This is a genomic window from Corynebacterium argentoratense, assembly GCF_021491455.1.
Lineage (GTDB): Bacteria > Actinomycetota > Actinomycetes > Mycobacteriales > Mycobacteriaceae > Corynebacterium > Corynebacterium argentoratense_A.
Map to the genome: position 1 here is coordinate 266,334 of NZ_JAKETN010000004.1, position 13,116 is coordinate 279,449.

10 protein-coding genes and 1 pseudogene are annotated in these 13,116 nt (G+C 59.1%); 2 read left to right on the forward strand and 9 right to left on the reverse strand.

Translation table 11 applies throughout. The features are described from left to right. Nucleotides 1-103 precede the first annotated feature (103 nt). The 6 genes and pseudogenes from rpsI to eccCa all read right to left on the reverse strand — a co-directional run bounded on the left by rpsI (nucleotide 104) and on the right by eccCa (nucleotide 7,198). Nucleotides 104-622, reverse strand: a complete 519-nt coding sequence (gene rpsI / locus L1C91_RS07205) for a 30S ribosomal protein S9 (RefSeq protein ID WP_021012131.1) — start codon at nucleotides 620-622, stop codon at nucleotides 104-106. Further along, nucleotides 619-1,062 carry a 50S ribosomal protein L13 gene (rplM, locus tag L1C91_RS07210; RefSeq protein ID WP_021012132.1) on the reverse strand — a complete coding sequence of 148 codons (444 nt, stop codon included), beginning with the start codon at nucleotides 1,060-1,062 and terminating at the stop codon, nucleotides 619-621. Before rplM ends, rpsI begins: the two co-directional genes overlap by 4 nt. A 386-nt stretch (nucleotides 1,063-1,448) precedes the next feature. Then, nucleotides 1,449-1,739: a WXG100 family type VII secretion target gene (locus tag L1C91_RS07215; protein WP_021012133.1), complete on the reverse strand. Its 291-nt coding sequence runs from the start codon at nucleotides 1,737-1,739 to the stop codon at nucleotides 1,449-1,451. 49 nt (nucleotides 1,740-1,788) lie between these two features. Continuing rightward, a complete protein-coding gene (locus L1C91_RS07220; protein ID WP_021012134.1) occupies nucleotides 1,789-2,106 on the reverse strand; it encodes a WXG100 family type VII secretion target in 318 nt (105 codons plus the stop codon). Between the two features lie 219 nt (nucleotides 2,107-2,325). Further along, the gene (locus L1C91_RS07225) at nucleotides 2,326-3,507 is read right to left on the reverse strand and encodes a type VII secretion-associated protein (protein ID WP_234858664.1); all 1,182 of its coding nucleotides are present in this window, start codon (nucleotides 3,505-3,507) and stop codon (nucleotides 2,326-2,328) included. Nucleotides 3,508-3,509: 2 nt separating this feature from the next. After that, nucleotides 3,510-7,198, reverse strand: a pseudogene (gene eccCa / locus L1C91_RS09560) (type VII secretion protein EccCa). A 407-nt stretch (nucleotides 7,199-7,605) separates the two neighbouring features. Here eccCa and eccD point away from each other — a divergent pair. Then, on the forward strand, nucleotides 7,606-9,141 hold the full coding sequence (eccD, locus tag L1C91_RS07235) for a type VII secretion integral membrane protein EccD (RefSeq protein ID WP_234858665.1): 1,536 nt from the start codon (nucleotides 7,606-7,608) through the stop codon (nucleotides 9,139-9,141). Continuing rightward, nucleotides 9,141-10,430, forward strand: coding sequence for a S8 family serine peptidase (locus L1C91_RS07240; protein ID WP_234858666.1), 1,290 nt, complete (start codon nucleotides 9,141-9,143; stop codon nucleotides 10,428-10,430). The genes eccD and L1C91_RS07240 overlap by 1 nt, the downstream gene beginning before the upstream one ends. On the opposite strand, the gene L1C91_RS07245 is transcribed toward L1C91_RS07240, so the two are convergent. From L1C91_RS07245 to L1C91_RS07255, 3 genes are read right to left on the reverse strand one after another with little or no spacing between them, the layout of a single operon-like run. Then, a complete protein-coding gene (locus L1C91_RS07245; RefSeq protein ID WP_234858667.1) occupies nucleotides 10,427-11,224 on the reverse strand; it encodes a hypothetical protein in 798 nt (265 codons plus the stop codon). The genes L1C91_RS07240 and L1C91_RS07245 overlap by 4 nt on opposite strands. Nucleotides 11,225-11,248: 24 nt before the next feature. Then, entirely contained in the window at nucleotides 11,249-12,046 is a 798-nt protein-coding gene (locus L1C91_RS07250; RefSeq protein ID WP_234858668.1) for a YwiC-like family protein, read from the reverse strand. 13 nt (nucleotides 12,047-12,059) lie between these two features. Continuing rightward, on the reverse strand, nucleotides 12,060-13,085 hold the full coding sequence (locus tag L1C91_RS07255) for a YciC family protein (protein WP_234858669.1): 1,026 nt from the start codon (nucleotides 13,083-13,085) through the stop codon (nucleotides 12,060-12,062). Nucleotides 13,086-13,116 lie beyond the last annotated feature (31 nt).

A 13,116-nucleotide genomic window follows, 5' to 3' on the forward strand; every position in this document is an offset into this window, starting at 1 on the left:
CCCGGGGGTAAAAGCGCTTGAGTAAGCGTCTGAAAAACACAAACACCGCGCCCCCACTGACGAGCAGTGAACGGCGCGGTGTCGAGCAGCGTAAAAGTAAGACTTAACGCTTGGAGTACTGCGGTGCGCGACGGGCCTTGTGCAGACCAGCCTTCTTACGCTCCACGGCACGGGAGTCACGGGTGAGGAAGCCGGCCTTCTTGAGGGCGGCACGCTCAGCCGGGTTGTAGAGATTCAGTGCACGAGCGATTGCCAGACGGAAAGCGCCTGCCTGACCGCTAGCGCCACCACCGGTGAGGTTAGCGTGGATGTCGAACTGGCCATCGCGGTCCAGAAGGACCAGTGGAGCCTTGATCAGCTGCTGGTGCAGCTTGTTCGGGAAGTACTCTTCCAGGCTACGACCGTTGCAGACGAACTTACCGCTGCCCTCGACCATGCGAACACGGACGATGGCGCGCTTACGGCGACCAACAGTCTGGATGGGGCCATCCATGATAACGGGAGCAGCAACCTCAGCCTCAGCCTCGACTGCAACTGCATCACCAATGGTGTTGGTGAACTCTTCGCTAGCTGCAGCAGCAGCTTCAGCTACCAAGTTGTCGTTGATGTTCTGATCGGTCACTGTGCCACCTGCTTGATCTCGTAGGTTTCAGGCTTCTGAGCAGCGTAGGGGTGCTCAGCGCCAGCGAACACGCGCAGCTTCTTAACGGACTGGCGGGTCAGCTTGTTGTGCGGCATCATGCCCTCGATAGCCTCGAAGACGACGCGCTCGGGGTGCAGCTCCATGGAACGACCCAGGGTCATGGTCGTCAGACCACCCGGGTAACCGGAGTGGCGGTAACGGAACTCACGGTCGCGCTTGTTGGAGGAAATGTGAACCTTGTCAGCGTTGACGATGATGACGTAGTCACCGCAATCAACGTTGGGTGCGAAGTAGGGCTTGCCCTTGCCGCGCAGCAGGTCTGCAACCTGGGAAGCCAGGCGACCCAAAACCACGTCAGTGGCGTCGATGACGTACCACTTACGGGTAATGTCACCGCTCTTAGGGTGGAAAGTAGACAAAATGACTCCTTATAAGTCTGTCTAGGACTGCCAGCCACACAAGATCAGAAAGGCGTTAGGTACGGCGGCCGGTGGAGACCCGCACTAGCCTGCTGCTTTCAGCAGGACTTGACAACTGCTGGAAGCTTCCAAACTCGAACTCAAGAATAATAACGGAAAAGCAGGTCCGAAACAAATGTTAAAGTTCCCCGAACATGCGTCCTCCCGGCTGCGCGTTTGTTTTTCCGGGGGATCGGTCTAGTTCAACAGTACCTGCGCAACCGGGAGGGTGTCCTCATAGTTTTTCCTAGTGTCGTTCCAAGCAGCCTCCTTTCTCTACATTGGTCAATCGATCTATTTTTTAATGTGCTGCGCACACCGTGCTCACGGCGAACGCAGCAGGCTTGTTACATCCAGCTCGAAGCTGCTGCGCGGTTCATTTCCGACATGTGGTCGTTACCCTGGCGCACTGCTTGAGCAATGGTCGCAAGAATCTGGTTGAGCTCTGCGGCTGCTTTATCCCACTTCATCTGGGCTTCTTGGTAGGCGGTTGCAGAGTCACCTTCCCAGGTGGCGACCATCGGCTGGATACCTCTTTTTAGGTCATCCAGCATGGCATTGATCTGTCCGCTGGAAGCATTGATGTCTGCGGCGGCTGCTTCGATCGCACCGAATTGGTACTTGATTGCACTGTTCATAGTGTGTTGTCTCCTCGTGAGATTGTCTGGACTGTGGATCTGGCAGTTGTTAGAGGGCCAGCCCCTGGCCGCCAACCTGGTTGAATGCCGCAGCGTTGTCGGCTTCCACGTTTTCGAAGTGCTTCGCGTTGGACCGGATGTTGTCCGAAATGCTTGCTAGCGCGTCTTGAAGGTCGCGTGCGCTGGTGTTCCAGCGCTGCATCAAGCTGTCGAAGGACACTTGTGCAGCACCCTCCCAGCTGGAGCGGACCCCGTCGACGACTCCCCGCAGCCGGCCGAGTTCGCCTTGCACTTGGTTGTTGACGTCATCGACTCGACCAGCGGTCGCGACCATCACATCAGCTTCAGTCCTAAATAGTGTCGACATTGTGTCGTCCCACCTTCCGTTGTTAAACGATGCTTGCTCTTTTCAGAAGGGTGCTTCACGGTGGTTGTCCCCCCGTTAGAGAATTTTTCCCTTAAATTCCCTTCATACGTATTAGACGTAGTGTCTTTGAGGCAGGTTCCCCAGAACCTAAAAATTTTTAAATTTTTTTCGCAACCCCATCTGAGCTGCAGTTTTTCAATCCCAGTTACATAGTCATTGTTAGCCGCTGAGTTTTACGGTGTGCTCTACTGCGCGGCACAGTGCCCGGTGGCTGATCTCTAGTGAATGCTGCGCGTGACATCCGACGCTGATCAGTTGCCCCTGTTCAATCCATGCCGCCCAATAGGTCGCGCTGCCGTCACCTGGGTCTTCCGTATAAAACAGTCCGGTGTCTCTTGCTTCAGCACCGAAAGCGCTGTCCGTTGCGAGTTCGGTGCCCGGCGATTGGGTGATTTCCTGCCTCATTTGTTCCAAGATCAGGTCGGCGTCAGTCCCGTGAAGGTCGTCGCGTGCCAAGTAGATCCTCAGCTCTGGATGTTGGCCTGATAGTTGGAGGCGCCCGTCGGGTAGCTCTTGCGCCTCGTAGCCATGTGGTGCTTGAAAGCTCAGTCCGTGCAGTTCTCGGGTGGTGGCGGGCTGTTGCGCTTGACTTGATGACGTCGCGGGGCCTGGGGTGATTGTTGTTGTGCTTGGCGTGCTCTGGGCCGGGGCTGCGGCGCGGCTGGTGGTGGGCTGTGCGTGCGACTGTTCGTGTTCTTGGCCGCTTCCGTTGGAGGTCAGGATGAAGAACCCGGACAGAGCGAGCACTAGAGTTGCGGCTGCCGCGATGGTGGTCGTTTGGATGCGGGTTTTCCCGCGGCCTTGTGGGCGCATGCGGTGTTTCTTTGGGTGCTGACGTCGCGTGGGTCGCTCTATGTGCGAGCGTTGCGGTGTGGCTTGTGGCTGGGTTTGTTCTGCCTGCGTGGTGTGCGTCGGCTGTGGTGCACTGGGGGTCTCTTCTGTGGGTTCCTGGGGGTTCTGCGCGTCGACGTCGTAGCCTTTTTGTTGCAGCGCGGTTATAAGGTGTTGTACTCCCGCTGAGGTTTGTTCGGTTTCTTGGCTGGCATCGGAGTCGCTGCGGCTGGGTTCTTCGGTGATGTTGATGGTGATGTGTTGTGGGCTTGCGGCTTGTGCGTCGACGGCGTCGCGTTCGGCGGCGCCGATCAGGTCGCTGATTTGTTGGATGATCCCGGCTACTGCCCAGCCGTCTTGGAGTCCTTCGTAGGGTAGGTCGAAGCGGTAGGTTTTTGTCCCGTGTCGTTGGCCGGTGTTGTCGTCGATGATGCTGAACACTGTGGCGGCTTGTCCGAGGGTTACGTTGACTGTCCAGCGCGTGGCTTTGTCGGTGTGTGGGGTGTTCATGATTATTGTTCCGTTTGGGTGTGTGGGGTGTCGGGTTGAGCGATGTGGATGGTTCCGGCGTTGTGGCCGTGCGTCACCAGAACGGCTCTGCCGGGTTGTTGTGCGGTGGTTTTCACCCCGAAGATTGGTCCGTCTTCGCGGTCGGCGTCCATCACGATGACGTCCGGCACTTGGTCTTTGAGTTCGCTCATAAGTGGGCCGAAGAGGCTGCGGTTGAAGCCTCCGGCTTTGCGCGCTAGCACTACGTGAAGGCCGATATCTGCTGATAGGGGCAGGAATTCTTTGAGCGGCAGCAGTAGTTGTTCTTCCAGTAGGTCTGCGTCGTCGATGCAGAGATATAGTTCTGGTCCGCTCCACCAGTTGCGTTCGCGTAGTTGTTCTGGGCTGATGTCGGGCCCAGGCAGTCGGCTTTTCAGCGTGACGCAGAGATTTTTTATCGCTTCTGTGCTTGTTGACGTCGCGGGGCAGTAGGCCGCCAGCATGTCTTGCTCAAGCATGCCGAGGTGGCGTCGTCGGTGGTCGATGACGATCATTCGTGCTTGTTCTCTGCCTATGGCGCTGATGCCTTGCATGATGGTGCGTAGGGTTGTGGATTTTCCGCAGCCACGTGCACCGATGACTAGTAGGTGTGGGCTGGTGTGTGGTGTCCAGCCGACGGGCGCGAGGTCGCTTCCGCCTATTCCTAGGGGGATCCAGTGGGTGCCGTCTTGTGGTGTGGCCCCCTGTCCCCTGGCTGTCATTGCGTCGAGTTCTGCTTGGACTTGTTGCAGCGGTAGGTGTGTCGGTAGCACTCTGAGTGCTGGTACTGGTGGCATGCCCTGGGTCATGGTGCATACGTGGGCGGTGTCTTGGGGTGATGTGTGTGCGATCAGCATGTGTTCGCCTGCTGGGGTGAGCCCTCTGCCCGGCGCGCCCACGAGTGCCATTTGTGCTTTCCTGTCGATGAGCGAGTCCATGGGTTCGGCGAGTTTGAGTTCGATTCGCTGGTGGATGAGGTCACGGATGACGGGGCGTACGGTTGTCCAGCGTTGGGTGCTCATCACTAGGTGGATTCCGTTGCTGGGGCCGTCTGCGGCGATGCGGGCGCATCGGTCGAGTAGGTGTTCGTGGTCGTGGCCGAGGACGTGCCATCCGTCGATGATGAGGATGGTGTGGTGTGGGTCGCTGGTGTTTGTCTGTGCGTTGTCGATCAGTCCGGTTACTTCGTCGATGATCCTTTCGACGCGTTGTTTGTCTTTTTTGCCTGCGATTCCTGCGACGTGGGGCAGGCTGTTGAGGTCGTGGAGCCCGCCGCCGAAGTCGATGATGTAGAAGCGGACGTGGGAGGTGTTGTGTGTTGCGGCGATGGATAGCACGAGGGTGCGTAGGGCTGTCGTTTTCCGGATTGTGGGCCTCCGCAGAGCGCCATGTGTCCTCCGGAGCTACCCATGTCCAGCACGAAGGGGTCTTGGAGTTGGTGGTAGGGGCGGTCGATGATGCCTATTGTGCAGGCTAGGGTGTTGGCGTCCTCGGCGGTGCCAGCGTGTTCACCGTGGTTGGGTTGTGTGCTTCCGATGAGCTGCCCGAGGGAAATTCGTGGTGGTAGTGGGGGCAGCCACATGCAGTGGGCGCGCAGTCCGCGGCGTCCGGCTTGTTGTTGGGCGCCTTCGGCGATGGCTGCGAGCAGGGTGGTGCGGGTGGCAGGCTGGGCGTTGTGTTGGCTGTCATTGGTTGATGACGCCGCGTCTGCCGATTGTCCCTGCGCTTGTGCTTGTAAGGTGCGCAGGGTGAATGGTTGAACTGCGGAGTTTTCGTTGTGGCCTGGGGCTTGTGTGGTGGTTGGTTGTGCGAGTTCTTTGGCTTCGAGTGGGCCGGATACGTAGCTTGTGTGAAATCCTAGGACACCCTCGGCGTCTCGTTTGAGGTATCCGGCGCCTGGGCGTGAAGGCAGCGTGTAGGCATCGGTTACTCCGAGGACTTGGCGAGATTCTGCGCTTGAGAAAGTTTTGAGTCCGATGCGGTAGGACAGGTGCGATTCCAGTCCTCGGAGTTTTCCCTCTTCGAGTCGTTGGCTGGCGAGAAGGAGGTGGATGTGGAGCGAGCGCCCCAGGCGGCCGACTGCGACGAAGAGTTCGGCGAAGTCGGGGTGCTGTGCCAGCAGTTCGGAGAATTCGTCGATGACGATGAACAGTGCTGGCATGGGTTCGGTGCCCGCTCGGTGGGCTGCTTCGTTGTAAGCGTCGACGTTGGCGAAGTTTCCGGCTTTGCGTAGTTGTTCTTGCCGGCGGTTCATTTCACCGCTGATGGCGACGTGCATGCGTTCCACCAGGATGGATTCTTCTGCCAGGTTGGTGATCACTGCAGCGGTGTGCGGTAGCTGTTCGAGCCCAAGGAAGGTCGCGCCGCCTTTGAAGTCGACGAGCACCATGTTCAGTTCGCTTGGGCTGTGTGTTGCTGCCAAGGCGACGACGAGGGTGCGTAGAAGTTCGGATTTTCCTGAGCCGGTTGCACCAATGAGCAGGCCGTGGGGGCCGTCTCCCCCTTGCGCGGATTCTTTCAGGTCGATCACCAGGGGTCGTCCTTGGCGGTCGAGTCCGATGGGCACCCGTAGCCTGTCGCGCCCTTGGCGTCGTGTGGACCACATGGTGGTTCTCCACTGGTGGAGGTTGTCGTATCCAAGCAGTGGCAGAAGGCGCGTGGAACGTTTTCCGGTTATTTCTACGGGGCGTCGATAGCCGGACATTTTCCGGGCGGTGACGGTCGCTAATTGTTCGCTCAACAGATCTGCGCGGCAGAGGGTGTCCATTCCGTTGGCCGATGGCACACGGATATCCCCGTCGCGCACATCGAAGTAAATATCCGATTGGCGCATGCGTCCGATGGTGGGCGCATCAGGTGCTGTGACTACGTCGAAGACGATGTTGTAGCCCTGGTGTTGTGGTCCCCCATCGTGGATGAGATCGTCGATCTCTTCGCTGCTGATCATGCCTGCGTCTAATTCACTCAGAATCAACACCCTGACTGCTGCGACGCCCCGGTCAGGCTGCCCAACGGTGTGCGGCAGCCACTTCACCCATTCGAATCCTTCGCCGATTACTTCGACGGAAAGCATTTCGGGCCCGTAGGAGAACGTGAGGCTACTGATCAGGGCCCGGATGTGTTGCGCGGCTTGGGGCCCACCAACCCCCACGCGGGTGAAGTGCGCAAACTCCATGGTGATGGGGGCGTCTTCGACAATCCCGACGCTTCGTTGCACGTGCCGCAGGCTGATGGCGCACACGGGGTCGGCGTCTTCACTGTAGGTGGGTTCGGCGACATCAAGCGGGGTGCACAGTGCTACGGAGCCGACCCCCAGACGCACCGCCAGATCGTCGACGTCGGCGGTGTTTGCCTCCCACATTCGGCGGGATCCGACCATAGACCACAGGACCTGCGGGTCTGGGTGCTTGTGGGCGAGCGCGACGCGTTGGATTCGCCCGTGGTCGATGGCTACGGTGCGCACCGTGCGCAGGTGGCGGACGTAGCCTCGGCGCACGTCATCGACATCGTCACCGGTTGGTGGGCTGAACATCGCCGCCATGCTCACCAGCATCATGAGGGGAAAAATCATCATCATGGGGTGGATACCCTGTCCCGACATCAGCATCAGCCCGATGACAGCACCGATGGCTACCACCATGATTATCGGCACCGCCAGGCGCATGAGCGGCATGGGTTGTTGGCGCGGTGCGGCAGGCACGGCGTCAACACTGATGCTGCCTTCGGGCATAGGTGGAGCGGGCTGTTTGCGTGCCTCGCTCAGCGGATAAACAACGTGACTTTCTGGTGTGTAAATCGACGTCGCGTACATGGACATTGTCCCCCCACTATCACTAAAAAATTGTTCTTCCCCGTGTAAAAGCTGCCCCATTGTGTGCAGTTTCGGCCTATACTAGGCGACAGTGCGCTACTCGCGCAGCTTTTCGGGGAAAATTTTTTTATTCATGTGGGGGTTTTCTAATGCACTCTTCATCCGTGACACCGGATTCGGCCGTGGCCACCTCAAGCTCCGATGGTCACGCCAGCGCCGAAACGCAAACGCTGGCGGAACGGGGAACAGAGGGGGGAACACACGGGGTAATGCATGGGTTGATCCAGCTTGCAGTCCGTATTGACTTACTGCACGCATCCAAACGCACGCGCCTGCCTCAGGTTGCTATTGAAGTCCCGGCGCGTAGTTGTCTCGCGGAAGTTTTGGACGACATTATCGACGCGGTTGGGGCACCGGAATTGAGCATCAGTTGGCAGGCGCGCACTCCCTTAGGGCAGCCGTTGGATGCGGGCATGCCTTTGGGCGAGCTCGGACTGGTCTCTGGGGACTGCATCGTGCTGATGCCTCATAATGGCGCGCAGGGAACGATACTCAAGGATGCTGCCGAATCACTTGTTGACGTCGCGTCGGTTCCGGCCCCAAGTCCGTTGGGGGTGCCGACTCTGGTGGCTGCGTGTCTGGCGGCGGCTGCTTTGTTGTCGGGTGGGGCGCGTCGGGTGGCGTCGGCGGTGGCTGATTCAGACGTGGCGGTCACCTCCACATCCAGTGCGTTGCTGGCAGGCGGTTGCTTGCTCTTTGCTCTGGTGACGTGGTTGTTGTCTGTTCGCGCAACACAGAAGGATCGGCAGCATTATGCCCCGGCGATGGTGTTGGCAGGAGCCACGATGGCTTATGCCGCGGCTGCTGCTTGGGTGATGGTTGGGGGTTATACGACTTTTTCTGAGGCGGCCAGCTGTAGCTTCGGCGCTGGCGGGTTGGGCCCGTGTAGAGCTCCCGAATCTACCGTGGGTTATTCGGTGATTGCTGCGTGCGCCGCCACGTGTGGGGCGTCCATCCTGGTGGTGGCCCATCCACCGGCGCTGAGTACCGTTCGGCTTAGCCCCTTTGTCTCTGATCACCAACGCCAGGCCGAAAGATCCATCGCGCGCCGCATCGTCATGTGGGTAGCCGCTGCCTCAAGCGCCGCAAGCGTGGGACTGTTGTCTTCTTGGGCGTGGTTTCTTCCCCACGCATCGGTAACTTCCGTCGCTGCTGTGTGCGTGGCTGTGAGCTTGGTGGTTTTGGTGATTCTTGCTCATGTGAGCATCCGATTCGCTGGGCTAAAGTTACCCACTTTGCCTGGTCCCGGTACCGATATTGACCACTGTGAGGACATTCAGCCAGACGCCGACGAGCACGCGGAACGCGCTGCCGCTATCCATTCTGGAGCTATCGCAGGGGTATGCGCGGTGGCTATATGGGGCTGTGTCCGCATCGGGTTGGATTCCGCTGGCGGTTTCCCTCTGGCATTTGTGGTGTGTGTCGGCGCAGCGATCGGGCTGCACAGCGTCCGGCACAGCGATAGGTTGTCCCAGTGGCTGCTGTGGTGTTGGGCCACGTCCACAATTGTTGCTTCGGCGCTAGTCGCAGCGCACAGCCCCCAGTCTCTAAATCTCTGGGCGTGGGTACCACCGATACTCATGTGTTTCGGCGCGCTCACGCACACCCGGTGGGCCGGGGTGTTGGACAGACTCTCGCCAACCACCATCGCCTGGTTGGAGCGGCTCGAAACGCTCGCTCTCGTCGCCTGCATTCCCCTAGCGCTTCACCTAGCTGGTGTGTTTGAGATGCTCAGGAGCATGTGATGGCCGCGCCTACTCGCAGAAGACGCAACCACGCGCTGGCTGCCCTTGTCATGGCCGCGTTGTGGCCGTTGTATCTCATCGCACCCACGCACGCCGAAGAGCCTGAGGAAAACGACGGCACCACTGCCCCACCCGATGTCCCTGCAGTTGAACGAATCTGCCCAGACGTCATACCCTTCGATCCCACCCCGGATGCCGTACCAGAACCATGGCTGGCCGCACTCCAAGATTTTGCGACCGGACGCGGAGTGACCGTGGCTGTCATTGACACAGGTGTGGCCCAGCACCCCGCGCTCAACGTCGTGGACGGACGCGACGTCATTGCTGAGCGTCTTGGCGAATCAGCGGCAGACATCACCCTCGGACCATTCGATGATTGCGACAGGCATGGCACCATCGTGGCAGGCAGGATCGCAAGCATCGCGCCTGACGTAGAGATCATCAGCATCAAGCAGACCACTGCCATCACCAACAACCAACATCAGGATCCCGGCGGCAACCTCGCGACAATGATCGACGCCATCTCGATCGCCCTCGATATGGGAGTTGACGTGATTAACCTTTCGGTGGTCGCGTGCGCGCCTGACGAACATACAGCAGCGGTAGTCCGACAGCAGCTAGCCACAGTCATCGATCGCGCAGAGGCCCAAGGTGTTGTGGTCGTTGCGGCATCCGGTAACAACAGCCCCAATTGCCAACCCGGCGACACCATTTTTCCCGGGGCCGATCCACGGGTTATCAGCGTCAGCGCTTTGGACAGCCCACGATTGCCGGCGCAGTACGCTCTGCCTCCGCACAACGTAGAGCAGCTGATCGCCGCGCAGGGGCATGTACCCTACGGGCTCGACCCCCGAGGCGAGGGCTTCATCGAAGCATTTGCCCCCGCCGGTCCCCGAGAGTCAGCCAAGCCGATCATCGGAACGAGTTTCGCAGCGCCCATCATCACCGGCATTGTCGCGGCCCTCAAGCAGCGCCATCCGAACGCTTCAACAGAGGAGTTCAGGCAGCATTTGTTCCACAACAGCGATCCCGCAACCGGCTACATATCCCCCGTGCATGCGGTGACCTCGCCACTAAGCAGCACCGCCGAAGAAGAAAAAACCACCCAGGCTATTGAACTGTCAACCACGCACAGACCGCGCAGTTGGGAGTCCGCATTATCCCCCGGCAGCACGGCACTGGCTGCACTTATAGCTGGCGGATGTCTTGGGGTGTCGCTCCTTGCGATGGCCACTGCTAGCCCCCGGCGGAAACTACACAAGGATAATGACGCCGTGGGGAAGACCTAGCGAAGCTTCGGTACAGGTAGCCGGTCGATACGTGCGACAGATTGCCAGAAACATTCCAACCACACCAACGCCACCACGGGTGTGCCTAGGACAAACATCGGGATGAACGGCAGCGTATATTCGTGGTGGCTGCAGATCACAGCTGTGACAAAGAACAGCATGGTTGCGACGATGAGCACGAGTGTTCGCAGCACATTGGTTTTAAAGATGGACCATGCCACCGCGATGCCGTGGCCGTCTGCATAGGCAGCAGGGTCGAAAGACACTGGTCCTGTCACGATCACCACGCTGCCCATCACTACTGCACAGATGATCAGGAAAAGGTGATTGTCAGAGGTCAGGCCGAAGCTGTTGTAGGACTGGAGCCCCAGCAGCAAAGCCACAACGCCCGCCATCATAGGGATCGACAAAATACATGCTGAGGCAACGGTGCTCGTTAAACGTGGTTTGGCGTTGCTTCTGCGTTGGGCCCAGACGCAGCCAACGGTGATGTACATTGCGATGCCCAACAGGCCGATGACTGCTAGAAAGCCATTCCATCCGAGGTTGGAGCAGCTAAGACTTCCGTCAATGTCTTCTTCGCAGTAGCGACCAAAGCGCACCACTGCGGACACAATAGCCGTAGACATGATCAGGCCATGCGCGAAGGTGAAAGCAACCCACCGCGGCCAACTGTAGATGAAGGCCAGCACTCCATTTACCAGAGCTGCTCGGAGGGAAAACTTCACGACTCTAATGGAGTCCAGAGTCTTCCGAACCCTGCGCTGAGGACTATGTGTGTCGACACGACTCATGGCTTTAGTCTAAAACTTTGGTTTTTATGCGGAAAACACTGCCACCGCTGATGCCGCAATGATCCAGAAGATCTCTTGGATACCTACCTGTTTTGGGCTCCACGGCTTGGGGCGTTGTTCACCGCTCACGGGCATCCACCACGCGCGCACTGTTGCAGCGAGGAAGAATACGATGGCCGACCAATGAACGACGCCTGCCAGTGTTAGCACCAGCGCAATTATCGCGCAGCCAAGGTGCACCGCGATGGAATAGTTCAACCACTGGCGCTGTCCACGGTTCCGAATCAACGTCTTCACGTAGAAGATCGTTGAAGAAAAATACAGGCCGAGGATGATCGTCGGCCCCCACAGCACTGGCTTACCGGCGACCAGCAAGCACACCGGCAACACCCCGGCTGAAGCAATCGTGGTAGCTACGCCGGAAAGTACCGATCGAGGCCGCTTGCGGTAGGCCTCGTACACGGCCACCGCTACCAGTGGGACAAAGCACACTCCGGCAACTAGTAGCTGGGCGACGCTACTGTGCGTCATGGCGAGCACACCAAAGCATCCGAGAACGGCAACCGCACCGTAGACAGTCAACGGCCGAACGTAGGTGCCTCTACGCCGCAGCGGTGCTTTCAGCCACAGGCCGGCGGCGAAAAAGGCGAAGTAGCCGCTGAACCACGCAACCCCCAACGGTAGGTGCGCCCACACGGGGTGGGCTAGGGCAACACCTAGCACGTAGGGGGTGATAACCATGGCCCATGCGCCATGCTGATCTGGAACCCACCCGGTGTTTTTACGCTTGCGTGGGCGAGCTGGTCGGGTGGCGGTAGACATAATGGACCTCGTTTTAAACAGCCGGAACCGGAATGTTTTGTGCGCGACGAATGGCGTGGCCGTAGGCGAATGCGAACACCGGGGCCAACAGCACGGAGCCGATGATGATCATGCTTGCGATCCACATGATGACTGCCGACAGCAGCACGAGAATCAGCGTGGGCCCAACGTTTTCTTTAGCCAGGGTCAGTGAACGGCTGAAGGCATCTCCTAGGCTGCGGCCGGGTTCGAGGACCGCAAAAGCAGGTGCGAAGACCAATAGGAAGGCCAGAACCATACCCGGCAGGATGCACAGCATCATACCGACGTTGACGGCTAGTGCCGTCAAGAAAATCACGCCAAAGAGTTTGCCGGTGCCTTTGAGGTTGTAGACATCCTTCCAGGTGAAGGACTGTCCGTTGAAGACGAGGGCAGAGACCCGGTAAACACCCAAGCTGTAGATGATCATCAACGCGCTGGCCACGACCATACCCAGCATGAATACACCGAGACCGACGCCGCCGAAAATGTCGCCAGCGGCGCTGGGCTCTTCATAGGTGTAGTAGCCACCGGAATAACCGCTAGTTGCACTGTCGCTCATTGCGGTGATGCCGACCATCCCGAAGATAAACGCAACAATCATCACGACGGCGGGAATGGCACCGGCAATGAGCCACTGGACGACGTCGCGACCGAGCATGCGCGCACCGAAGCTCAAGGATTCCATCGCGTCGAACGTGCCGAAGGTGCGGGCCGCCGGCGCGCCGTAGCCGGGCTGCTGCGCACCAAACTGGGGCGCTTGGCCGTAGTTCGGCTGCTGACCAAAGCTGGGCTGCTGCGCACCAGGATTGGGCTGCTGGGGGTAAGCCGGCTGAGCGGGCTGCTGGTTATAGCCCGGCTGAGCAGGCTGCTGGGGGTAAGCCGGCTGAGCGGGCTGCTGGGGGTAAGCCGGCTGAGCGGGCTGCTGCGGCTGTTGGGGCTGCTGCCCCTGTGGTGGCATGCTTTGAGGCTGCTCCCCTGCTCCTGGATGGTCATTCTGGGGATCAAAAGGGTTAGTCATAAGGTGCTCCTAAATACTTGTTTATGGGCGG